The organism is Ruegeria sp. AF2 (genome assembly GCF_056542025.1).
In genome coordinates this window covers 296,825-319,176 of the sequence record NZ_JBQFZC010000003.1, presented here as the reverse complement: position 1 = coordinate 319,176, position 22,352 = coordinate 296,825, and the positions used below count along the sequence as shown (strand labels likewise).

Below are 22,352 nucleotides of genomic sequence, written 5' to 3'. Positions count from 1 at the left end.
GAACGGCCGCCACTCACTCACAAAATCCCTGCATATCTGAGGGATAGTCAATTATTGCCATTTCAATTATGAATCGAATATGGGAAATTTCCCTACCCTTTCCCCCAGCATGGACAGGCAGAGGGGGCAGGGCGCAGGTAACAAGGGTAGCAAAATGGCAGATATCGGGGCCTATCTGAAAAAGCATACCGAAGCATTGGTTAAGGATGTCGGAATCGAAGCAGCGTGCGAGATCACCGGGAAATCCAAAGCCACGCTTGGCAGGTACTATTCAGACAACGCAGAACATTCTGACCGGTTCATGCCGGTGGATGCTGTTGCCCGGTTGGAAAACGCGGCTGCCTATCCGCACGTGACTGCGGCATTGGCGGATTTGAAGAATATCACGCTTTCTTACGATGGACGAAACTCGGACAGCCCACGTACGGGCGGGGTAAATTCCGATGTCATTGCGCTGAGCCAACGTTTTGCCATGCTGATGACGGAATACCAGTCGGCGATAGAAGATGGCATCATCACGGTGAACGAGGCGAAGCGGCTGCTGAAAGAAACCAGTATGCTGCAACAGGTTCTGATCGAAATGAAGCTGCATCTGGAAGAGGAAAGCGTCAGTTAAGGTGTCATGTCCCTGTACTGAATTGTTGTGAATGCGCAAAATAAAGGCGGCCCATGTGCCGCCTTTTTGTTTGTCTGCCGGGCAGATTAATATTCAGCGTTCATCATTGTTGGCGTTCTTGCCGCGCCCGGGGCTTGCCCCCTCTGGTCCGTTGCCGCCACCGTTATTGCCTTTGGCACCGCCTTTGCCTGGCTTGTCACCACCGTCGTGGCCACCTTTACCACCGCCTTTGCCGGGCTTGTCACCACCGCCGTGACCGCCTTTACCACCGCCTTTGCCGGGCTTGTCACCACCGCCGTGACCGCCTTTGCCGCCGCCTTTGCCGGGTTTGTCACCTCCGCCGTGGCCACCTTTGCCACCGCCCTTACCGCCGCCATCGCCAGGACTGCTTCCACCATCACCCGGATCACCGTTGCCGCCGGAACTCCCGTCGCTGTTGCCTGAGCTACCGCCGCCGTTGCCCGAGCTTCCGTTTTCACTCGAGCCAACGGAATTGGAGGATGGATCTCTGCTGCGCTCTTCACCGGCATTGGTGTTGGAAATCGACGCAGTGGGCAGATCGCTCAACAACTGAGTCAGACCGGGGCATTGCGCCGAAGTGTTCTGCAGGATCGAAGCAAAATCAGAACGATTTTGCAGATGTGATACAAACCCTCGCGTTACCTGCGAACAGCTGCAGAGCGTGTCAAAATCGCCTTCATTGGCGGCAACACGCGCGGTGTTGACTGTACAGGTTTGCGGTTCTGCGATTGCCGCGCCGGTCGCCATAACCCCAATGAAAGGTGCGGCGACCAAGGCGGCCAGTCCAACGCGAGTATTATTTCCCATAACAGCGGGCTCCCATAACTACATCACTCGGATGCACAGGGCATCCGGGTTTCGATGTGTCGGTCAGAGATGAAGGAGCGGTTGAGCCCGTCTGAATAATTCTTGAGAAAGCGGTTTGGTCTTGCAGCGATTCCAGCAGCGCAGATAAGGCGCGCGCTTATTGATACCGTTTGACGATCACAGAACCCACCGAATACCCGGCCCCGAACGAGCAAATCAGGCCCACATCGCCCGCATCCAGATCATCGGAATGCTTTGAGAAGGCGATAATCGACCCGGCGGATGAGGTATTGGCGTAGTCTTGCAGAATGTTGGGTTGCTCACCCGGTTCTGGCTCACGCCCCAGAACCTTCTTACCGATGAAGTCGTTCATCGTCTTGTTGGCCTGATGCAGCCAGAGGCGTTTTAGATCATCACTACTGATGCCCTCTGCCTCCATGTGGTCGCTGATATGTTTGCTGACCATGGGCAGGACCTCTTTGAACACCTTGCGACCATTCTGCATGAACTGCATGTCGCGGCGATCCACCAGACCATCGGGGCGCGAACGGCGGAGGAAGCCGTTGTTGTTGCGGATATTGTTGGAAAACGCAGTTGCGCACCGGGTCGATACTATCTCGAAATGTGGGCCTTGGGCGTCTTCGATCCGCTCGATCAGAGTAGCGGTCGCGACATCGCCAAATATGAAATGGCAATCCCGGTCGCGCCACTCAAGATGACCCGAGCAGATCTCGGGGTTGACGACCAGCGCCGCTCGGACCGAGCCCGAGCGCACCATATCCGCCGCCGCCTGAATGCCGAATGTGGCCGAGGAACAGGCCACGTTCATGTCAAACCCGAATCCGCTGATCCCCAATGCCTGCTGAATCTCGATGGCAATTGCAGGATAGGCACGTTCATGGTTCGAAGCGGCGCAGATCACCAAATCGACATCCTCGGCGCTGCGCCCCGCTTGTGCTAGCGCCTTAAGGCACGCATCCACCGCCATCTCGGTCATGATCCCAGGCTCGTCGTCGCTACGCTGGCGCAGCGCGGGATGCATGATCTCGGGGTTCAAAACACCGGTCTTGTCCATCACATACCGGTTCTCGATGCCTGATGCCTTCAGGATGAACTCTTCCGAGGAATGCTGCATCGGTTCCATGTCGCCCGCTGCAATCGCATCTGCGTTTTCGACGTTCATCCGGTCGGCATAGGCATTGAACGCTTCCACCAGTTCGGCGTTGGTTATGATGCTTTCTGGTGTATAGACACCGGTCCCGGTGATGGCAGGAGTGTACATGGCTGGCCCTGAGTTCATGATCTGCACAAAATGCAGTCCCTATTAATATTGATCAAGATGTGTTGACCCAAGGGAATGCATCGCTCCTCGCTTCATAACTTGAATAGTTCAAAATTCGAAGTATATTTCGCCGCGACTCGCACGGAAAAGATTCATGTCAGACGATATCAGCATGCGGTTAGGACGCCTCAGCCCTGAGATTCAGGCGATGATGGGGGTCTACGCGCTTTATTGGAAACTGGAAGAGAGCTTTGACAGCATCGAAACAGACCTGAGCCATCAGGAATGCCACATGCTAATCAAGCTCGATGTGCCCAAACGTATGGGAGTGCTGGCCGCAGATATGTTGACAGTGCCGTCAACGATTACGGCGACCGCCGATGCACTTGAACTGGCGGGACACCTGACCCGACAGCGTGATCCCGAAGACCGTCGCGCCTGGCTTTTGGTGCTGACCGAACAGGGCGAAGAGGCCCGCAATATGCTGGTGGCCGTGGCGGGTGAGCTTTTCCACAGCGCATCGGGTCTGAACACCGAAGAAACCGCCGAGTTCGCACGGCTGGCTCACAAAATCCGTGACAACATTCTGAAAACCGGAATTCCCGAGGGATTGACGAAATGAAACTCCTGACCTCTGTTTGCCTCGCACTGTCCTTGTTGACTGCGCCTGCCATGGCGCAAGAGCCTGCCAAGCCTGTGAAACTGATGCAGGTAAGCGAAACCTCTCCCGGCTTTTCGCGCCAATTCTTTGGTCGGATCGCCGCTCGTCAGACCGTTGATCTGGCGTTTCAGGTCGCAGGGCAGATCGTTGAGATGCCTGTGACCGAAGGCTTTGTAATCCCAAAGGGTGAGTTGATTGCCCGCCTCGATCAGGAACCGTTCGAACTGCAGCGCGACCGGACGCGCTTGCAAAAAGATCAGGCGGATCGAACACTCGCCCGCCTGTCGCGTCTGCGTGGAACCGCAGCCAGCCAGGTCGCCGTCGATGATGCCGAAACAGCTGCGCAACTGGCCGCGATTGCGGTTCGAGATGCAGAATATGAGTTGGAACATGCGACGCTGACCGCTCCGTTCGACGCGCTGGTTTCAAGCCGTGCAGTTGAGGCGTTTACAACTGTTTCTGCGGGTACTCCGATCGTGCGGATTCACGATATGTCTGAACTGCGTATTGAGGTGGATGTGCCCGAAATCCTATTTCAGCGGTCCGGACAGCAGGACGACATCACGATTACTGCCAAGTTCCCTGTCAGCGATGAGATCTTTCCGCTGGAAATAAGGGAATTCGATGCTGAATCCTCAAGCGTGGGCCAGACCTTTCGCATCCAGTTCGGTTTGACACCGCCCGAGGGATTGCAGATTCTTCCCGGTTCCTCCGTGACCGTCACGGTGCAGGTGCAGGATGAACGCACCGGTATCATCATCCCGCCAACGGCTGTAGTTGCTGATGCCAGCGGCGCGCTGGGCGTTCTGGTCTTCTCGCCGGCTGGCGCCGACGAAGGCACCGTCCGCCGGGTTCCAGTGACTGTTGAACCTACGCAGAGCGGCGATGTCCGCGTGCTCACCGGCCTGATGGATGGCGACGAAATCGTCGTCGCCGGTGGGGGTGCATTGTCCGATGGTCAAACTGTCCGCCGCTTTGTCGGCTTCTCGAACTGAGGGCGGTTTCATGAGCATCGCACGCGCTTCGATCGACCGGCCTCTCTATACGTGGCTGTTCATTCTGATTGCCCTGTTCGGCGGCATTTGGGGTTTCACGTCGCTAGGTCGCCTTGAAGACCCGGCCTTCACCATCAAACAGGCGGTGATCGCCACGCAATACCCCGGTGCGACTGCCGAACAGGTGGCGCTGGAGGTTTCAGAACCGCTGGAATCTGCCATTCAGCAGATGGGCGAGGTGGATGTCATCACCTCGGTCAACCAGCCGGGACAGTCGCTGATCGAGGTTGAGATTAAATCCACCTATGACGGCAGTGAGTTGCCCGACATCTGGACCCGTCTGCGTGCCAAGGTGCGCGATGCAGCACGCGGTCTGCCTTCGGGCGTGGGTGCGCCTTATGTGAATGACGGGTTCGGGGATGTGTTCGGCCTGTTCTATGCCGTTACGGCAGACGGGTATTCTGACGCCGAGAAGCACGAACTGGCGACCTTCCTTCGCCGCGAATTGCTGACGGTAAGCGGTGTTGCAGATGTCGAGGTTCAGGGCTTGCCGAATGAGGCGATCTTTATTGAGCCGGACCTGTCGATCTCGGTCAATCAGAACGTCCCGCTGCAGGCGATCAACGAAGCTATCGCAAACGCGGACTCGGTCAACGCCTCGGGTTCGCTGCGATCCAATAGTGACCGCACCACGATCTTGACGGCCGAGGGCTCGGACAGCGTATCGGCGATCGCCGGCCTGTCAGTTGGATCGCAGGGGCAAGTGATCAACCTGTTCGACATGTCCGACGTCTATCGCGGGCGGCAGAACGACCCCGATATCATGATCCGATTCAACGGCGCTGAAGCTTTCACGCTGGGTATCGCTGGGCTGGCCACTGAAAACATCGTCGAAGTCGGGCAGCGTGCAGATGCCAAACTGGCCGAACTGGATTCCGAAATCCCCTTTGGTGTCGAAATCCTGCCCATCTATCAGCAGCATGTTGTTGTCGATGAGGCCTCGAACGCCTTCCTGCTGAACCTCGCCATGTCAGTCAGCATCGTTGTTGCGGTTCTGGGCATTTTCATGGGCTGGCGCGCCGCAATTGTCGTTGGGTCCACCTTGTTGCTGACCGTTGTGGGTACTTTGCTCTTCATGTCGATGTTCTCGATCGAGATGGAACGGATCTCGCTGGGCGCTCTGATCATCGCCATGGGGATGCTGGTCGACAACGCCATCGTGGTGGCCGAAGGAATGCAGATTTCGATGTTGCGGGGAAAATCCTCGCGCGATGCTGCGGAAGAGGTTGCGTCAAAAACGCAGATCCCACTTCTGGGCGCGACGGTGATCGGGATCATGGCTTTCGCCGGGATCGGGCTCAGTCCTGACGCGACCGGGGAATTCCTGTTCTCGTTATTTGCCGTGATCGGCATTTCACTACTGCTGAGCTGGGTTCTGGCCATCACGGTGACACCTTTGCTCGGACACTATTTCTTCAAGCAGGGCAAAGAGGGTGAGGTGGATGCCTATGGCGGCATCCTGTTCCGCGTCTACGGTGCAATCTTGAACTGGGCGCTTCGGTTCCGATGGCTGGTAGTGGCCGGGTTGATCGGGGTCACAGTCGTCTGTTTTGCGGGCTTTGGACTGATGAAACAGCAATTCTTCCCAAACTCGAACACGCCGTTGTTCTTCGTGCACTACAAGCTGCCACAAGGCACGCCGATCGCCCGCACGGCGGAAGATATGGCCGTATTCGAGGACTGGCTGGCCGAACGTGATGACGTCGTCTCGGTTGCAACATTTGTCGGGCAGGGGGCCACGCGGTTCATGTTGACCTACGCTGCCGAGAAGCCAAACCCAAGCTATGGACATATGATCATCCGCACCGAGGCTTTGGGCGACATTCCTGGCTTGCAAGCCGATCTTGAGGAGTTCGGTTCGGCCCAGTTCCCCGAAGGCGAATTCCGAACCAAACGCCTGATTTTTGGTCCCGGTGGCGGCGATCCAATCCAGGCTCGGTTCTCGGGTAGTGATCCGGTTGTTCTGCGTCAACTGGCCGAAGAAGCGGTACAGCGCATGTCAGCCGCATCTCCGAATGCGCTACATGTGCATCACGACTGGCGTGAGCAGGAATTGGCCGTGCAGCCGATCTATGCCACGGAGCGCGCCCAAACAGCAGGCGTATCGCGCGAAGACATTGCGGCTACGTTGCAGTTTTCGACCGATGGCATCACGGGCGGCGTTTTGCGCGAGCGCGACCGCCAGATCCCGATCATCTTGCGCCGCCCGGCGGATGGAGACTATTCGATCGTCGATCAGGTAGTTTACTCCGATCAGTCGGAACGTTTCGTTCCAATCGAGCAGATGGTGGACGGCTTCGACTACAAGGCGCTCAATACGCTGGTTCATCGCCGTGACCGGGTGTTGACCATCACTGTTGGCGCGGACATCCCCCCTGACATGACCGCCGCGCAGGTCCACTCCGAAGTACGCAGTGCCATTGAAGCGATGGAACTGCCGATCGGCTATCGTATGGAATGGGGGGGCGAGTTCGAGGATTCAGGCGACGCTCAGGCCAGCCTTGGGCGGCAGTTGCCGCTGAGCTTGCTGATTATGGTGTTGATTTCCGTATTGCTGTTCAATGCAATCCGGCAAACGGTCATTATCTGGCTATTGGTCCCGATGTCCGTAAATGGCGTGGTTATCGGTCTGCTTGGAACAGGTCTGCCCTTCACCTTCACAGCGCTATTGGGGCTGTTAAGTCTCTCAGGCATGCTGATCAAGAACGGCATTGTACTGGTCGAAGAAATCGATCTGGTCCGCGCTACTGGTAAAGCCCTGCGTCCTGCGATTGTTGAGGCCTCTGTCTCGCGTCTGCGCCCGGTAATGTTGGCGGCGATCACGACGATTCTGGGGATGGCACCGCTTCTGACGGATGCGTTCTTTGTGTCCATGGCAGTCACAATCATGGGCGGTCTGGCCTTTGCCACGATCCTGACCATGGTTGCCGCACCTGTCTTCTACATGTTGTTTTTCAACCGTGAAGAAAAGCGACGTCTGGCTGCTGGTTGATCAACCGCCCGCATCCTCCTTTGGATCATAATGGTAGTAAAAACAGGATAGCTTGTTGCCATCGGGGTCGCGCAGATAGGCCACATAGAATCCGGGCTCGTAATGGGGGCGGACACCAGGTTTGCCTTCATCTGCACCGCCGTTTTTCAAACCCGTGGCATGGAAACGCCGGACCTGATCGGCACTTCTGGCGGGAAAGGCGATCATCGTGCCATTGCCGGTACTGGCGGGGGCTCCGTCAAAAGGTTTGCAGATCCAAAACCCGGTGCCGCTGTCGGGGTCGGAACCCCATCCGGCCCAGCCATCAATCCAACCGGGCAGGCGCGGCTGGCCAAGAACCGCGAAGATCGCATCATAAAAGCGGATGGCCCGAGGCAGGTCGTTGCTTCCGTATGTGGTGTAGAGGTCCATGAGCACTCCTTCCCCGCCCATCATGTGGGCGATGGGCAAGGAGGGGAAGAAAAAAGACCCCGGCCGAGGCCGGGGTCCATTCATTCATACCGTTGCCGGGGCTTAGCCCTGCAGCGATTTCACCTCAACATCGCCTTCGGCCTGCGCCTTGATCGCCAGCGCGGCGGCATAGCTTGCTGCGGCTGTGGTGTAATAGGGGATCTTGTCATACAGCGCGATCGACCGGATTGATCGGCTGTCTTCCACCGCCTGTGCGCCTTCGGTCGAGTTCATGACCAGCTGCACGCCGCCGTCCTTCATCAGGTCGGTCACATCCGGGCGGCCTTCGTACACTTTGTTGACCACGCCGCACGGCACATTTTCTTCAGTCAGCCAGGCTTGTGTGCCGCGGGTCGCAACAAGCTCAAAGCCTTGCTCAACCAGAACACGCGCTGCTTCGAGCATATCCGGCCCTTTGTCCGCATCCTTGATCGAGATAAACGCACGACCTGCGCTGGGCAGCACCATACCGGCCCCCATTTGTGCTTTCAGGAAAGCGCGCGGGAAGTCGCGGTCCCAGCCCATGACCTCTCCGGTCGAACGCATTTCAGGGCCCAGGATGGTGTCAACGCCGGGGAAGCGGGCGAAAGGCAAAACGGCTTCTTTCACCGAGAACCACGGCATGTTCGGGTCGGCCAGCGTCATCTGGTCGGCGATTTTGGTGTCATCGACCGTTTTGTAAGGGGGGCGTTTCGGGAAGTTCGCCAGTTTCTCACCGGCCATTACACGCGCAGCGATAGAGGCAATGGCGCTGTCAGTGGCTTTAGCTACAAAAGGCACGGTGCGGCTGGCACGAGGGTTGACCTCAATCAGGTAAATCTCGTCATCCTTGATGGCGAACTGCACGTTCATCAGGCCGACGACATTCAGCGCCTTGGCCAGCTTGAACGCCTGATCCTTAATCTGTTCGATGATCTCTTTCGACAGCGAATAAGGCGGCAGCGAACAGGCCGAGTCGCCCGAGTGCACGCCGGCCTCTTCGATGTGCTGCATGATGCCTGCAACATGCACGTCGTTACCGTCGCACAGCGCGTCCACGTCCAGTTCGACCGCACCGGCCAGATAGCTGTCCAGAAGAACCGGGCTGTCGCCGGATACCACTACGGCCTCATTGATGTAGCGGCGTAGCTGATCCATATCGCGCACGATTTCCATCGCGCGGCCGCCCAGAACATAGGAGGGGCGGATGACCAGCGGGAAGCCGATATCTTCGGCAATCTCCAGCGCCTTTTCGTCGGTCGAGGCGATGCCGTTCTTGGGCTGCTTCAGGCCCAGTTGATTGACCAGCGCCTGGAAACGCTCACGATCTTCGGCGAGGTCGATGGCGTCCGGCGTGGTGCCAAGGATCGGAATGCCCTCGGCTTCAAGCGCGTTGGCCAGTTTCAGCGGGGTCTGGCCGCCGAACTGAACGATGACGCCGTGCAGCGTGCCGGCTTCCTGTTCCTTCGTCAGGATTTCCATGACGTGCTCGAAGGTCAGCGGCTCGAAATACAAGCGGTCCGAGGTGTCATAGTCGGTCGAGACCGTCTCGGGGTTGCAGTTGACCATGATGGTCTCATATCCGGCTTCGGTCAGCGCGAAACAGGCGTGGCAGCAGCAGTAATCGAACTCGATGCCCTGGCCGATCCGGTTCGGACCACCACCAAGGATGACGACCTTTTTGCGGTCGCTTGGACGTGCCTCGCATTCGACCTCACCCATCATCGGGGCTTCGTAGGTCGAGTACATATAGGGGGTCTGCGCCTCGAACTCAGCCGCACAGGTGTCGATGCGTTTGAAGACGGCGTTCACACCCAGATTGCGGCGGGCGCGGCGGACGTTGTCTTCGTCACGGCCGGTCAGATTGCCCAGACGCGCGTCGGTGAATCCAAGCATTTTCAGTTTGCGGATACCGTCCTCGGTAACCGGCAGACCATCTTTGCGCACCTGACGCTCGGCCTCGATGATCTCACGAATGCGGGCCAGGAACCACGGGTCGAACTTGGTGACACCGAAGATTTCATCGTCGGTCAGACCGTGACGCATAGCCTGCGCGATTGTGCGCAGACGATCGGGGGTCTGCTGGCTGATTGCCTTGATCACAGCGGCTTTGTCGTCCGCTTCTTCCCAGACTCCGACGTTCAGACCGGGGATTTCGATCTCATCAAAGCCTGTCAGACCCGACTCCATCGAGGCCAGAGCCTTTTGCATCGATTCGTGAATGGTGCGGCCGATTGACATCGCCTCACCCACCGACTTCATGGCGGTGGTCAGATAGGGTTCCGAGCCGGGGAATTTCTCAAAGGCAAATTTCGGGATTTTGGTGACAACATAGTCGATGGTCGGCTCGAACGAGGCCGGGGTGACCTTGGTGATGTCATTGTCTAGCTCGTCCAGCGTGTACCCAACGGCCAGTTTTGCGGCGATCTTGGCAATCGGGAATCCGGTCGCCTTCGAGGCCAGAGCCGAGGATCGCGACACACGCGGGTTCATCTCGATCACGACCATGCGGCCATCCACCGGGTTGATCGCCCACTGCACGTTCGAGCCGCCGGTTTCGACGCCGATTTCGCGCAGCACGGCAATCGAGTGATTGCGCATGATCTGGTATTCTTTGTCGGTCAGCGTCAGGGCAGGGGCCACGGTGATCGAGTCACCTGTGTGCACGCCCATCGGATCAACGTTCTCGATTGAGCAGACAATGATGGCGTTGTCAGCGGTGTCGCGCACCACCTCCATCTCGTATTCTTTCCACCCCAGAAGACTTTCATCGATCAGGATCTGACCGACGGGGGACGCATCCATACCCGAGCGGCAAATATGGATATAATCCTCGCGGTTATATGCGACACCGCCGCCGGTGCCGCCCAGCGTAAAGGCGGGGCGGATGATGGCGGGCAGACCAACTGTTTCGAGGGTTTCAAGCGCTAGTGCCACACCGGCGTCGAGATCTTTCTTGCCGTTCTCATCCTTGGGGGCCGTCACGATCTCGGCCTTGGGGTTTTCGATGCCCAACCTATCCATCGCCTCGCGGAACAGGGCGCGGTCTTCGGCCATTTCGATCGCGTCTCGCTTGGCGCCGATCATCTCGACGTTGAACTTATCCAGCACGCCCATCTCTTCCAGCGCCAGCGAGGTGTTCAGGCCGGTCTGTCCGCCCATAGTGGGCAGTAGGGCATCGGGGCGTTCTTTTTCGATGATCTTGGCGACAACTTCGGGCGTGATCGGCTCGATATAGGTCGCATCGGCTAGCCCCGGGTCGGTCATGATCGTTGCAGGGTTCGAGTTCACCAGAATGACCCGATAGCCTTCCTCGCGCAGCGCCTTACATGCCTGAGCGCCGGAATAGTCGAACTCGCAGGCCTGACCGATAACAATGGGGCCTGCCCCGATGATCATGATCGACTGGATGTCGGTTCTTCTCGGCATGGCTTGGCCCCTTCAATTGTCCGCGAGTCAGGGCACCGCCCCAGCGCCCAAATTGTCCTGCGTTATAGGGACCGCGCGAAAAGGTGCAAGAGGTATCGGAAACGGGTTTGAAATTGCCGCTTTCCCCTCTTTCCCTTGGCGCGCTATTCTCTATACCGCGCAGCACGGCAAATGAGGATGCAATTGCGTATTCGTTTCGATCAAGGACCAGCTGGGCGCGGAACCCGGTTTGAGCGTCCGACCCGGATTATCCGCGCGGATAACGCGGCGGAGGTGCCCCAGGCTCTGGCGGCGCTGGATCAGGCGCGCGCGGATGGGGCCTGGCTGGCAGGATACGCAAGTTATGAGCTGGGCTACGTGCTGGAACCACGTCTGGCAGACCGGCTGCCAGAAGGACGACGCCTGCCACTACTGTGTTTCGGTGTGTTTGACGCACCGGATCGCGTTGGACTGCCAAAGGCGTCGGGCAGTGTCACTGCGTTTCAGCCCCGCTGGGACGAGGCGCGATATACGCAGGCCTTTCGTACAGTGCATGAGGCGATTGGTGCGGGTGACATTTATCAGGCAAATCTGACCTTCCCAATTGATCTCGATGTAACCGGAGACAGCGTTGCGCTTTATGCGGCGCTTGCGGCTGGTCAACCCGTCGGCCACGGCGCCTTGGTTGAGCAGGAGGGGCTGCCTGATCTGCTGAGCCGCTCGCCCGAACTGTTTTTCCGAACCGACGCCGAGGGCCGGATCGAAACGCGCCCGATGAAGGGAACTCAACCGCGCAGCGAGGACCCAGTCGAAGACGAGCGTCGACGCGCTTTCCTGTCTTCGGATGAAAAGAACCGGGCCGAAAATCTGATGATCGTCGATCTGCTGCGCAACGATATTAGCCGGGTCGCGCTGGCCGGATCGGTGAAAGTACCCGAGCTGTTCAAGGTTGAGACCTATGCGACTGTCCATCAGATGGTCTCGCTTGTGCAGGCGCAGTTACACCTTGGCGTAGGCCTTTCTGATATTCTGACCGCCTTGTTCCCGTGCGGATCAATCACCGGAGCGCCAAAGATTCGCGCGATGGAGATCCTGTCCGAACTGGAACCTTGGCCTCGCGATGTTTACTGCGGAACCATCGGTTGGGCGGCCCCGGACGGTCGGTCGGAATTCAACGTGGCCATCCGGACCCTCATGGTTGAAGGCGGCAAGGCGACCCTTAACGTAGGCGGCGGGCTGGTCTGGGACAGCACCGCGCCATCGGAATATGAGGAGGCGCTATGGAAAGCCCGCTTCGCCCACCAACTGAGCCTGATTTCCGTCTGATCGAAACTTTGGCCTACAGGCCGGGGCAGGGGTTCGTCAGGCTTGATCGTCATTTGGCCCGCATGGCGCGCACAGCACAGAAGTTCGGCATTGATTTTGACCGAACCGCCGCTTGGACGATTTTGGATGCGAGTTTGGGTGAGATTGCATTGCGCTGCCGTTTGACCTTGGACGCGGATGGTAAATTTGAACTGACGTCCGGAGAATTGGCTGCCAATCCGTCCGTCTGGCGTGTGGATTTGGCCAAACAGAGACTATCATCATCGGATATCTGGCTGGGTTACAAAACGACCCGACGGGCCGTCTATGACATGGCGCGGGCGGGCTTGCCGCTAAGAGTTGATGAGCTTTTGTTTTTGAACGAACGGGATGAGCTTTGCGAGGGCACTATCACGAACCTGTTCCTGACCATGCCCGACGGCAGACGACTGACGCCCTCACTGCGATGCGGATTGCTTCCCGGGGTTTTGCGCGAGGAATTGTTGGATAATAAAGAAGTTACCGAATCCGTTCTGACCTTGACCGATCTAAAAAACGCGCAATCTATCCACTGTGGAAATTCCCTTCGGGGGCTGATCCGTGCGGAGCTTGTGGCACCTTGAGCAAAAATACCGAATGGGTGGAGACCCCTGTTACCAACTCACGCCTCAGGATTGAGTTTGTGCTCTTTTTTGTGGCGGTTCCCATAGCCATCGCGACATTGTTCCCGCCAAACTGGATGTTCCCCTCGCTTTTTGCGTTTACCGGACTGGGCATACTGCTGCTGCAGGATACGCCCGGTTTTTCCTGGGCGGAGCTTCGGTATGGCTGGCGAAACTGGTCGTGGACCGAAGTCTTTGCATTTACCCTGTTCATGGCTGCCTTCTGTTCCGCCCTGGTGCTGTGGGCGCGACCGGATGCAGCCTTTGTTTTGCTGCTGCATCGGCCAGAGATGTTGATATTCATCTGTATCGGCTACCCGTTGTTGTCCGCTCTGCCACAAGAGCTGCTTTTCCGCTCTCTCTTTTTCCGACGCTATCACGCGATCCTACCTGAAGGGCGGGCCGCATACCTTTTGAACGCTGGCCTGTTTTCGCTTGCGCACCTCATGTACTGGAGCTGGGTAGTAGCCATCATGACTTTCGTCGGAGGCCTCCTGTTCACCTGGGCCTACCGCAAGCGCGGATCATTCTTTTATGCAGTTCTTCTGCACGCAATTGCCGGTAATATTATCTTTGCGGCAGGGCTGGGCGTCTATTTCTACTCGGGCAACGTGCAAAGGCCGTTTTGACGGCGCGACCCGCCTTGACTTTCCAAGCCTGACGGGGTGTATCGGCGCGACGAATTCTGCGCCCGAAGGGATATGATCCATGCACGCCTATCGCAGCCACACCTGCGCCGCTCTGACCGCCGCCAATGTCGGTGAAACCGTCCGCCTGTCCGGTTGGGTGCATCGTGTCCGAGATCACGGCGGCGTACTGTTCATCGACCTGCGCGACCATTTCGGTGTGACCCAGGTTTTGTGCGACGGCGATAGTGCGGCATTTGCTGAACTGGAAAAGGTACGGTCCGAGTGGTGCATCCGCATCGACGGCACTGTCAAAGCCCGCGACGCTGATCTCATTAACCCGAAATTGCCGACAGGCGAGATCGAGGTTTATGTGCGTGAGCTGGAGGTTCTTGGTGCTGCCGACGAATTGCCGTTGATGGTGTTCGGCGATCAGGAATACCCCGAGGAAACACGTCTGCGCTATCGCTACCTCGACCTAAGACGCGAGGCGATGCAGCAAAACATGACCCTTCGCTCGGACGTTGTCGCATCTATGCGCCGCCGGATGTGGGATCAGGGATTCCGTGAATATCAGACACCGATCATTACCGCATCGTCGCCCGAAGGCGCACGCGACTTTCTGGTCCCCTCGCGACTACATCCGGGCAAGTTCTACGCCCTACCGCAGGCCCCGCAGCAATTCAAACAGCTGATCATGGTGTCGGGCTTCGACAAATATTTCCAGATTGCACCCTGCTTCCGCGATGAAGACCCGCGTGCAGACCGATCGCCCACCGATTTCTATCAACTCGATCTAGAGATGTCGTTTGTCGAGCAGCAGGATGTGTTCGACACCATCCAGCCCGTGCTGACTGGTGTGTTCGAAGAGTTCGGGGGCGGGCGCAAGGTCGATCAGGAGTGGCCGCAGATTTCCTACAAGGACTCAGCCCTGTGGTACGGCACCGACAAGCCTGACCTGCGGAACCCCATTAAGATGCAAGTGGTCTCTGACCACTTCCGGGGTTCTGGCTTCGCGATTTTCGCGAAGCTGTTGGAGCAGGAAGGCACCGAAATCCGCGCTATCCCAGCGCCGAGCGGTGGCAGCCGCAAATTCTGTGACCGTATGAACGCATTTGCCCAGAAAGAAGGTCTGCCCGGTATGGGTTACATTTTCTGGCGTGATCAGGGCGAGGGTATGGAGGCCGCAGGTCCACTGGCCAAGAACATCGGCCCCGAACGAACCGAGGCGATCCGTCAGCAATTGGGTCTGGGCGTCGGTGATGCCGCGTTCTTCCTGGGTGGTAAGCCAAAAGCCTTTGAAAAGGTGGCCGGAAAGGCCCGTGACGTGATCGGAGATGAACTGAATCTCACCGAGAAAGACCGCTTTGCCTTTGCCTGGATCGTCGATTTCCCGATCTACGAGCAGGACGAAGAAACCGGCACGATCGACTTTGAGCACAACCCGTTCTCGATGCCGCAGGGTGGAATGGAGGCGCTGCAGGGCAATCCTCTGGACGTACGCGGGTATCAGTATGACCTGGCCTGCAACGGCTACGAGCTGGTGTCAGGTGCGATCCGGAATCATAAGCCTGAGATTATGTTGAAGGCCTTTGAACTGGCAGGGTACGGCGAAGACGAAGTCAAATCCCGCTTTGGCGCCTTGTTTAACGCCTTCCACTACGGCGCCCCGCCGCACGGGGGCTGTGCCGCAGGTATCGACCGGATCGTGATGCTATTGGCGGATGAGGCTAATATCCGCGAAGTCATGATGTTCCCGATGAACCAGCGCGCTGAAGACCTGATGATGGACGCGCCATCCGATCCGACCTCGGATCAGTTGATGGAACTGGGTCTCAGGATCATCCCGCAAGACTAAATCTAGCCGCCCGCCCTGAGCGGGCGGTTTACGTTTGGGGCAGTGCAATACAATCGGTGTATTCGCCGCGCCACGCAAATCCGAGTTGCGTGGTGGTCTCAAAACAAGCTCAACTCAATCCAGTGGATTTGCGGCATCCCGACGATTGCGGATGCTCTTGGCCGTCTGTCGTGTCAGGCGGTAGACCCAGATGCAAAGGATCGATGCGGTAATAAAGTAAGCGGTCAGCATCTCAGATCGCCTCTTGCCGTTCGAGCCGATCCTGAACCAGACCCGCAATCCGTGCAGCCTGGGCGGTGACCGGTGTCCCCCGCGCACGAGATTGGGCAAGGTCCCGGGCTGCTTCGGCAAGCACAGTATCTTCGGCGTCTCGCGCAACGCTTTGCAGGAATTGTACCGCATAATCCAATGTGCGCTGATCAGTGGGGCCGGTAAGCACGTCGGCGATATGGGCCATGTCGTCCCGATAGGCCAGCGGATCGGGCTGAACGATGTTATCCCTGACGGAATCCAGACCTCCTGGGCGGCGATCTTCGGGCAGAAGTTCAAGTATGGAGGTCTGGAAATAAGCGACCGAGGTCAGGGGTTTGGCCAGAAACCCATCTGCACCTGCGCGTCTGGCGATAACCTGCATGCTGTCATCGCCAGACAGCCCGAGAATGACACCGATGCGGGGTACAGCGTGGGTCATTTCGGCTATCAGGTCAGCGCCGGACCCGTCAGGAAGACCCATATCGACGATCAGGACCGAGGGACGATAGATTTGCAGATGGCGCCGCGCTGATTTCAGACAATCCGCACGACGGATACGCGCACCGCTATGCAAGCACATCAATCGTATTGCATCGCACGCATAGCGGCTGTCTTCGACCACAAGGATTGTTTGGCCCAGCAGCGGTCGCATCTTGGTGGCCAGCGCTGGAGAGGCGAAAGGTCCCGAATCGTCCATGGCAGAACTCCTGTTTAGCAGATGCCTCACGCTAGGAACTTCTGGCTAATACAGGGTTAACGACGATTTGGCGCACTTGTCCTTTGGGTATACTGCCCCCATAACCGCTGCAACGCAGAAGGAAGGAGAGTCCCATGATTGGTCGCCTGAACCACGTAGCCATTGCTGTTCCCGACCTAGAGGCCGCATCGGCCCAGTATCGCAATGCGCTTGGCGCCAAAGTCGGCGCTCCACAGGATGAGCCGGATCATGGGGTCACCGTGGTCTTTATTGAACTACCCAACACCAAGATCGAATTGCTGTATCCGCTGGGTGAGAACAGCCCGATCAACGGATTTCTGGAAAAGAACCCATCAGGCGGCATCCACCATGTCTGCTATGAGGTCGAGGATATCATCGCAGCCCGCGATCATCTGAAAGAGACCGGTGCGCGCGTTCTGGGATCGGGTGAACCCAAGATCGGAGCGCATGGCAAACCGGTGTTGTTCCTGCACCCGAAGGATTTCAACGGATGCCTCGTTGAGCTGGAGCAGGTCTGAAGTCGATGACCATTACCGCCGCTCTGGTTCTTTTCGCTGTAATTTGGTTTCTGACCTTGCTGATTGTTCTGCCTGTGCGCATCAAAACGCAGGGGGATCTTGGGGATATTGTTCCGGGCACTCATGCGGGTGCGCCGGAAGTCCATCACATGAAGAAGAAGCTGTGGATTACCACCGGGATATCGGTGGTGCTGTGGGCGATCATTGCCGGCATCATTATCTCCGGCGTAATCAGCGTGCGCGATTTCGATTGGCTGAACCAACTGGAACCGCGCGAGTAGCTCAGGTTCGGCTACCCGACAGACCGTGATAAATGTGCGTGAAGGTCGCCGCTCCTAGGATCGGGATCAACAGGTTGACCAATGGCACAGAGAGCGGGACCGCCATAAGAATACCGGCGACCCAAATGGTTGTCGCGTGCTTTGCGCGCAGCTTTCGCGCCCCCTCGCGCCCCAGTCGGCGCATCGCAGCCAGGGTGAAATATTCTCTCCCCAGAAGAAACCCGTTCATACCCCAAAAGATAAACAACGCGAATGGCGTGAAGAGTGCATAGAGGATCAATGCCAACAGGTTGGCAACGATCAGTACACCCAGAAAACTGAGAGTATCCCTTAGCGCATCGCCAAAGGGGATGCGCTTAGCCGGCGGCAGACCGGGGTAATGCTTATCCTCAACCGCCTGTGCGACCTCATCCAGAAACATCGAGGTGATGGCTGACGCAACGGGGACCATCAGAAACACCGACAGCACCATCATCAGCAGGAATGACGACACGCTTAGCAGGTCGTTCAGCCATGTCACCTCACCCAGTATTGGCAAGGTGGCCTGATCGCCGACCAGCGCGTTGATCAGCCACAAAAATCCGGCATAGGCAGCCACCAACAACGCGAATGTCAGGCCGACACCCAACAGAAGCACCTTGCGAAACCTGGGGTCACCGATCTGTCCCAGCGCCTGCAGAAACGACTGGATGATGATCATTCGGAAACCCATTGGGTTAGCGCCGCCACATCGGGGCGCGGTCGTTCGGGCGGGGTCGTACCTTCGGTTGCGATATGGATAAAGCCTGCAATCTTCTCGTTTTCGGCCAAGCCGAGCCCCTGTTCGCAAAACTCGCGATCATGAGATTGCCAGCCGGACAACCAATTGGCCCCCCAACCTGCGGCCAGCGCTGCGTTCAGCAGAGCCAGACATACCGCACCCGCTGAATAGGTCTGTTCAATTGCCGGTATCTTGTCAGAAGGTTTCTGCACCTCAATAACAGCAACCGCCAGATGGCCCATTTCGAATTGGCTGCGCGCCTTGGCGATATCTTCGGGCGATTTTCCCAAGGTGAGACCACAAGTTTCTGTAAGATCTGCAAGGCGTTGCATGGCCCCATGCTCGACAACAACAAAACGCCAGGGTTCCAGCTTTCCATGGTCCGGGCTGCGCGCTGCAGCAGTCAGCAGCGGCCTCAGCTCGTCCCGGGTCGGGGCCGGGGCTACCAGCGTTTTGGCCGGACGAGACCGGCGCGCGTGCAGAAAATCCAGCGCAGCTTGGTTCTTCAGGGTCATATGTTAACTTCCTTCACATGGCAGTCTGTATGTCGGAGGCATACTGTTCTCTTTCAAGGGCAAACTGCTCATCAAAAGGCGACAAATTCAATCTGAATTGCTGCTTGTGATCAGACGCAAGATCCAAAAGGAACCACTAGTCTTTGGTGCTCTCGGACTCACGTATCTGATAAACGCCCTCGGGCAAATCCAGCGCAGCGGCCAGATCGCGTACCTGCTCTGGTGACAGGGTAATCTTCTGAATCTGATCGGTCCGCGGGTCCAACTGCTCAAGTGTGACGCATTCAGCGAAGTTGTTGATGACGACATCCTCTTGCAAAGGCTTTGCGCCTTCGTCCACCAGCGTAATCACCGTCGAGTCGAATTCGTGTTCAATTGAAAACATATGTGCAGAGTGCAGGGCATAAGATCGCAATGCAACCCGTTGCAAGCTGTAATCGGCTGTGGCCCGGCCTTAAATGCCGCGCTATGCTTGTCTGCCGACAGAGTGACCGAAAGGAATGTGAATGCGCCGTCTTGCCCTGTTGCTGGTGATGCTGTTGGCGGCTTGCGATATGTCGCCTGTTATCGCGATCCCGGCCGATCAATGGCAGCCATCGTCATCAGAACAAAAGGACAGGGCGCGCGTATTCGAGCAGGTCAGCCGGGCTGTCGGAACGACCGCAAGCCGGGAATGCCGCCGCCAATCGAGGACTGCCAATTGTGATTTTGTGATTTTGGTTGATCTCTCGTCAAAGGCCCCAGCGAATGCATTTCAGACCTTGGACAAGGATGGGCGGCCGCTAGTCGTTTTTACACAGCCGATGATCGATGCAACGCAGAACGCGGACGAGATGGCCTTTGTCATGAGCCATGAGGCCGCCCACCATATTCTGGGTCACATCGCCCGGCAGGCCCAGAACGCCAAAGAGAGCGCGCGGATATTCGGTGAACTCGCGCGCAATCAGGGCGCGGACGATGCAGGTATTGAGCGCGCACAGGCGCTGGGTGCTGAGGTCGGGGTGCAGAACTACACGCGTGAGTTCGAATTGGAAGCGGATCGTCTGGGGACACAGATCACTTACGCGGCGGGGTATAACCCGCTGGTCGGGATGGCTTTCTTCCAACGCATTCCTGATCCGGGTGATCGTTTCCTTGCCACGCACCCTCCCAATGCCCAGCGGGTCGAAGTTGTGTTGCAAACGGCGCGGGAACTGGGATTACGATAATGGTCAACTTAACCCGATTGGGTGTCGTTCTCAGTGATCGCGGGTCGAAATATGCTGTGACGGGCGCGGGGGTCACCAGTCGTGCTGATGTCGATGCTGTACTGGCGGAACTGAAATCCGACAAGGCATATTCGAAGGCAACTCACAACACTTGGGCGGCCATCTTGCCAAACGGTGCGCTCAAGGCTGATGACGGAGAGTCTGGCGCGGCAATGGTCATTTTGCGGATGATGGAGCGGGCCGAGCTGACGGATCACGTAATCATCGTGACACGCTGGTACGGTGGCAAGAAGCTGGGCGGGGACCGCTTTCGCCGCGTGCAGGACGCCACGCGGGCCTATCTGGACCAGCTGGCAACCGGGCATTGACCTGAGTCAAGGGCACTGTGCGGGGCATGCGTTACCCTTTCCATAGAGTGAATGGAAAAGGAAACCGCATGTCTGATCGTGAAACGCTGCGACGTCACGCCGACCTTGTAGATCGGATGGCCACGACGCTGGGCGTAGATTTGCAAGAAGTTGCCATCGAAGGGGCCTTACAGTTCGACGAAATCTCGGACGCGGTATTGCGGTGCACGGAATGCCCGAATCCGGGCCATTGCAAGGCCTTTCTGGCCAAGAACCTGACAGCGCCCGACACACCTGAATACTGCCGCAATCACGAGCTGCTGAACAGGCTCAAGCCGTAACGCCAAAGGGGGGTACCGTGCCACGACTTGGACGGATCATGACCCATCTTCGCCTTGTATTGCGAATGGCACAGGCGACGGGAGCCGACCTTGCCACCGCACATCGCGACGGGCACCTGAGCCAACAGGAATGGGCAGATATGGTTCAGCTCTGCCGCGGGTGCGAATGGGCGCGGGCATGCCCAGACTGGTTGAACGAGAACGAAACGGCGGAAAGCGCGCCCTGCACCTGCCCAAACCGGCACAGGTTCGCCACCTTGAGGGTCAGCAAACAAAGGTGATCAAATGGACCGAACATCACTGGGCGAGATCGAAAAACACTTTTGGCTGACACGCTCGGTCGCGCGATCCTTAGGGATTTCTCTGACCGAAGCAATGGCCGAAGGGAAACTGACACCTGCCGACTACGCTCAGATGGTGACCCGATGCCGGGGCGCAATATGCGACGAACGTTGTCAGATATGGCTTGCCGCACAACAAGGAATGGCTGAGAAAGCACCTGATTTTTGTGCCAATGCTCAGGTTTTGAACGACTTGACCTGACTTTCAGAGCTTATTGTGCGTTCCGTCGCACAACGGAGGATTGGCGCAGTGCTTACAGCCACAAAAAAACACCTTTTTGCTGGCCTCAGCCGTATATTTTACGGGTTCGAAAGACGTATCTTTGTGCGAACCGTCGCAAAATGGTTGCCGCTTGGACTTGCCACAGGCGCACCAGAAATAGGTTTTTCCTTCGGTCACTTCGAACGGATAGGGCGATTTCTGGGCGATGATCGGGGCGTCTGACATGTGGCTACTCCGTCTTTGGCTGATGTCGAAGTCAAAGTTTAGGGCTCTTTGTCAAAAAAGGTAGACTGCGAATGAAAACCCGCCTTCCAGCGTGGTTTCGCCTTTATTCACGAATGCGTTATCGATTCGGTTGCCATATGAAATTCTTGGTCCTATTCTGATACCGGCCCCGAAAAACTGGGCAATATCAGAAAAGTAATAGAGGATTGATGGACATGAAACTGAAATTTGCTGCTATCTGCGCCACGGCCGTTGTATTGACTGCGTGCTCGCAGCAAGAGGAACCGACCCCGGTTTACATCCAGCCCGACTATGACAAGTTTGGTACACCCAGTTGCTCGGCAGGCTATGAACTGGCCACAACCGAAGCAGGCCAGACCGTATGTAACCCGGTCACCCAATAAGTATTAAGCAGGCGGTTCTGATCGCAGGGCCGCCTGCGCACCTCTAAAAAGAACACCGCCTTCGAGGCGGTTTTTTCTTGCCTTTCTGCTGTGGGACGCGGACGTCTTCTTGCAGGATGACTGATCGGAAACCCCATGCGCAAGTTCTTTGACCACCTAAAGGATCGTACCCGCTGGAGCTGGCAGGGCCTGGCTGCAACCTGGCGGCAAGAGTATTCGTTTCGTGGGTGGGTTTGGGCCAACCTGATTTCGGCTTTATTGGCGTTTGCACTCCCTCTAGTTACGGCAGAACGGGCGCTGATCCTTGCTCTGGGCATTCTGGTCTTGGTGGCCGAGCTATTTAATACGGCCATTGAGCGTGCCGTCGATCACACCTCGACCGAGCACCACGCGTTGGCGGGGCAAGCCAAGGATGCAGCAAGTGCAGCGGTGGCGTTGTCTGCAGTCGCTGCCGGAGTGGCGTGGATCGTGATTTTGATCGGCTTGCTCTAGGGACA

At 57.4% G+C, this 22,352-nt stretch carries 26 protein-coding genes; 17 read left to right on the top strand and 9 right to left on the bottom strand.

Annotation, left to right across the window (positions count from 1 at the left end; translation table 11 throughout):
• Positions 1 to 154: 154 nt before the first annotated feature.
• Positions 155 to 616 carry a hypothetical protein gene (locus tag ACR0NM_RS12305; RefSeq protein WP_170392365.1) on the top strand — a complete coding sequence of 154 codons (462 nt, stop codon included), beginning with the start codon at positions 155 to 157 and terminating at the stop codon, positions 614 to 616.
• Positions 617 to 709: 93 nt separating this feature from the next.
• Here ACR0NM_RS12305 and ACR0NM_RS12300 read toward each other — a convergent pair whose 3' ends face one another.
• Both ACR0NM_RS12300 and ACR0NM_RS12295 read right to left on the bottom strand, forming a co-directional pair.
• Positions 710 to 1,444: a hypothetical protein gene (locus tag ACR0NM_RS12300; RefSeq protein WP_170512520.1), complete on the bottom strand. Its 735-nt coding sequence runs from the start codon at positions 1,442 to 1,444 to the stop codon at positions 710 to 712.
• A 157-nt stretch (positions 1,445 to 1,601) separates the two neighbouring features.
• A complete protein-coding gene (locus ACR0NM_RS12295) occupies positions 1,602 to 2,726 on the bottom strand; it encodes a beta-ketoacyl-ACP synthase III (RefSeq protein ID WP_480614957.1) in 1,125 nt (374 codons plus the stop codon).
• Between the two features lie 154 nt (positions 2,727 to 2,880).
• Here ACR0NM_RS12295 and ACR0NM_RS12290 point away from each other — a divergent pair, with 154 nt between their 5' ends.
• The 3 genes from ACR0NM_RS12290 to ACR0NM_RS12280 are packed head-to-tail and all read left to right on the top strand — an operon-like array spanning position 2,881 to position 7,434.
• Positions 2,881 to 3,348 carry a MarR family winged helix-turn-helix transcriptional regulator gene (locus ACR0NM_RS12290; RefSeq protein WP_170420601.1) on the top strand — a complete coding sequence of 156 codons (468 nt, stop codon included), beginning with the start codon at positions 2,881 to 2,883 and terminating at the stop codon, positions 3,346 to 3,348.
• Positions 3,345 to 4,382 (top strand): efflux RND transporter periplasmic adaptor subunit, encoded by a 1,038-nt coding sequence (locus tag ACR0NM_RS12285; RefSeq protein ID WP_170392359.1) that lies wholly within the window; start codon positions 3,345 to 3,347, stop codon positions 4,380 to 4,382. Before ACR0NM_RS12290 ends, ACR0NM_RS12285 begins: the two co-directional genes overlap by 4 nt.
• 10 nt (positions 4,383 to 4,392) lie before the next feature.
• On the top strand, positions 4,393 to 7,434 hold the full coding sequence (locus tag ACR0NM_RS12280; RefSeq protein WP_480614955.1) for an efflux RND transporter permease subunit: 3,042 nt from the start codon (positions 4,393 to 4,395) through the stop codon (positions 7,432 to 7,434).
• Here ACR0NM_RS12280 and ACR0NM_RS12275 read toward each other — a convergent pair whose 3' ends face one another.
• The gene (locus tag ACR0NM_RS12275; protein ID WP_170636053.1) at positions 7,435 to 7,845 is read right to left on the bottom strand and encodes a VOC family protein; all 411 of its coding nucleotides are present in this window, start codon (positions 7,843 to 7,845) and stop codon (positions 7,435 to 7,437) included.
• Positions 7,846 to 7,947: 102 nt separating this feature from the next.
• The gene (carB, locus tag ACR0NM_RS12270) at positions 7,948 to 11,292 is read right to left on the bottom strand and encodes a carbamoyl-phosphate synthase large subunit (protein WP_480614953.1); all 3,345 of its coding nucleotides are present in this window, start codon (positions 11,290 to 11,292) and stop codon (positions 7,948 to 7,950) included.
• Between the two features lie 177 nt (positions 11,293 to 11,469).
• Here carB and ACR0NM_RS12265 point away from each other — a divergent pair, with 177 nt between their 5' ends.
• From ACR0NM_RS12265 to aspS, 4 genes are all read left to right on the top strand, one after another.
• A complete protein-coding gene (locus ACR0NM_RS12265) occupies positions 11,470 to 12,597 on the top strand; it encodes an aminodeoxychorismate synthase component I (RefSeq protein WP_480615125.1) in 1,128 nt (375 codons plus the stop codon).
• Positions 12,552 to 13,199: an aminotransferase class IV family protein gene (locus tag ACR0NM_RS12260; protein ID WP_170392351.1), complete on the top strand. Its 648-nt coding sequence runs from the start codon at positions 12,552 to 12,554 to the stop codon at positions 13,197 to 13,199. The genes ACR0NM_RS12265 and ACR0NM_RS12260 overlap by 46 nt, the downstream gene beginning before the upstream one ends.
• A 59-nt stretch (positions 13,200 to 13,258) precedes the next feature.
• Complete coding sequence (locus tag ACR0NM_RS12255; protein ID WP_480503528.1) at positions 13,259 to 13,867, top strand: CPBP family intramembrane glutamic endopeptidase; 609 nt, start codon at positions 13,259 to 13,261, stop codon at positions 13,865 to 13,867.
• 79 nt (positions 13,868 to 13,946) lie between these two features.
• Positions 13,947 to 15,722, top strand: coding sequence for an aspartate--tRNA ligase (gene aspS / locus ACR0NM_RS12250; RefSeq protein ID WP_480614950.1), 1,776 nt, complete (start codon positions 13,947 to 13,949; stop codon positions 15,720 to 15,722).
• 232 nt (positions 15,723 to 15,954) lie between these two features.
• Here the strand turns inward: aspS and ACR0NM_RS12245 are convergent, their stop codons facing one another.
• Complete coding sequence (locus tag ACR0NM_RS12245; RefSeq protein WP_170392345.1) at positions 15,955 to 16,671, bottom strand: response regulator; 717 nt, start codon at positions 16,669 to 16,671, stop codon at positions 15,955 to 15,957.
• A 134-nt stretch (positions 16,672 to 16,805) separates the two neighbouring features.
• Between ACR0NM_RS12245 and mce the strand changes: the two genes are divergently transcribed.
• Together mce and ACR0NM_RS12235 are read left to right on the top strand one after the other, a co-directional pair.
• Complete coding sequence (gene mce, locus ACR0NM_RS12240) at positions 16,806 to 17,210, top strand: methylmalonyl-CoA epimerase (protein WP_010441821.1); 405 nt, start codon at positions 16,806 to 16,808, stop codon at positions 17,208 to 17,210.
• Positions 17,211 to 17,215: 5 nt separating this feature from the next.
• Positions 17,216 to 17,491, top strand: a complete 276-nt coding sequence (locus tag ACR0NM_RS12235; protein WP_170392343.1) for a DUF1467 family protein — start codon at positions 17,216 to 17,218, stop codon at positions 17,489 to 17,491.
• 1 nt (position 17,492) lies between these two features.
• Here ACR0NM_RS12235 and ACR0NM_RS12230 read toward each other — a convergent pair whose 3' ends face one another.
• The 3 genes from ACR0NM_RS12230 to ACR0NM_RS12220 form a co-directional block, all read right to left on the bottom strand.
• Positions 17,493 to 18,191: an EI24 domain-containing protein gene (locus ACR0NM_RS12230; protein WP_170512503.1), complete on the bottom strand. Its 699-nt coding sequence runs from the start codon at positions 18,189 to 18,191 to the stop codon at positions 17,493 to 17,495.
• Positions 18,188 to 18,766: a nitroreductase family protein gene (locus ACR0NM_RS12225; RefSeq protein ID WP_480614948.1), complete on the bottom strand. Its 579-nt coding sequence runs from the start codon at positions 18,764 to 18,766 to the stop codon at positions 18,188 to 18,190. The genes ACR0NM_RS12230 and ACR0NM_RS12225 overlap by 4 nt, the downstream gene beginning before the upstream one ends.
• 136 nt (positions 18,767 to 18,902) lie before the next feature.
• A complete protein-coding gene (locus ACR0NM_RS12220; RefSeq protein WP_170392337.1) occupies positions 18,903 to 19,151 on the bottom strand; it encodes a hypothetical protein in 249 nt (82 codons plus the stop codon).
• A 121-nt stretch (positions 19,152 to 19,272) separates the two neighbouring features.
• Between ACR0NM_RS12220 and ACR0NM_RS12215 the strand changes: the two genes are divergently transcribed.
• The 5 genes from ACR0NM_RS12215 to ACR0NM_RS12195 all read left to right on the top strand — a co-directional run bounded on the left by ACR0NM_RS12215 (position 19,273) and on the right by ACR0NM_RS12195 (position 21,205).
• Positions 19,273 to 19,974: a M48 family metallopeptidase gene (locus tag ACR0NM_RS12215; protein WP_170392335.1), complete on the top strand. Its 702-nt coding sequence runs from the start codon at positions 19,273 to 19,275 to the stop codon at positions 19,972 to 19,974.
• Entirely contained in the window at positions 19,974 to 20,342 is a 369-nt protein-coding gene (locus ACR0NM_RS12210) for a YigZ family protein (RefSeq protein WP_170512496.1), read from the top strand. The genes ACR0NM_RS12215 and ACR0NM_RS12210 overlap by 1 nt, the downstream gene beginning before the upstream one ends.
• Positions 20,343 to 20,410: 68 nt before the next feature.
• Positions 20,411 to 20,662 (top strand): DUF6455 family protein, encoded by a 252-nt coding sequence (locus ACR0NM_RS12205; RefSeq protein ID WP_170420623.1) that lies wholly within the window; start codon positions 20,411 to 20,413, stop codon positions 20,660 to 20,662.
• A gap of 17 nt (positions 20,663 to 20,679) precedes the next feature.
• On the top strand, positions 20,680 to 20,943 hold the full coding sequence (locus tag ACR0NM_RS12200) for a DUF6455 family protein (RefSeq protein WP_370644304.1): 264 nt from the start codon (positions 20,680 to 20,682) through the stop codon (positions 20,941 to 20,943).
• 4 nt (positions 20,944 to 20,947) lie between these two features.
• Positions 20,948 to 21,205, top strand: coding sequence for a DUF6455 family protein (locus ACR0NM_RS12195; RefSeq protein WP_170512454.1), 258 nt, complete (start codon positions 20,948 to 20,950; stop codon positions 21,203 to 21,205).
• 3 nt (positions 21,206 to 21,208) lie between these two features.
• Here ACR0NM_RS12195 and ACR0NM_RS12190 read toward each other — a convergent pair whose 3' ends face one another.
• Positions 21,209 to 21,451 (bottom strand): CDGSH iron-sulfur domain-containing protein, encoded by a 243-nt coding sequence (locus tag ACR0NM_RS12190; protein ID WP_480614946.1) that lies wholly within the window; start codon positions 21,449 to 21,451, stop codon positions 21,209 to 21,211.
• A 215-nt stretch (positions 21,452 to 21,666) separates the two neighbouring features.
• Between ACR0NM_RS12190 and ACR0NM_RS12185 the strand changes: the two genes are divergently transcribed.
• Positions 21,667 to 21,855, top strand: a complete 189-nt coding sequence (locus tag ACR0NM_RS12185) for a hypothetical protein (protein ID WP_255611743.1) — start codon at positions 21,667 to 21,669, stop codon at positions 21,853 to 21,855.
• Between the two features lie 135 nt (positions 21,856 to 21,990).
• Positions 21,991 to 22,347 (top strand): diacylglycerol kinase, encoded by a 357-nt coding sequence (locus ACR0NM_RS12180; RefSeq protein ID WP_480614944.1) that lies wholly within the window; start codon positions 21,991 to 21,993, stop codon positions 22,345 to 22,347.
• Positions 22,348 to 22,352: the final 5 nt, after the last annotated feature.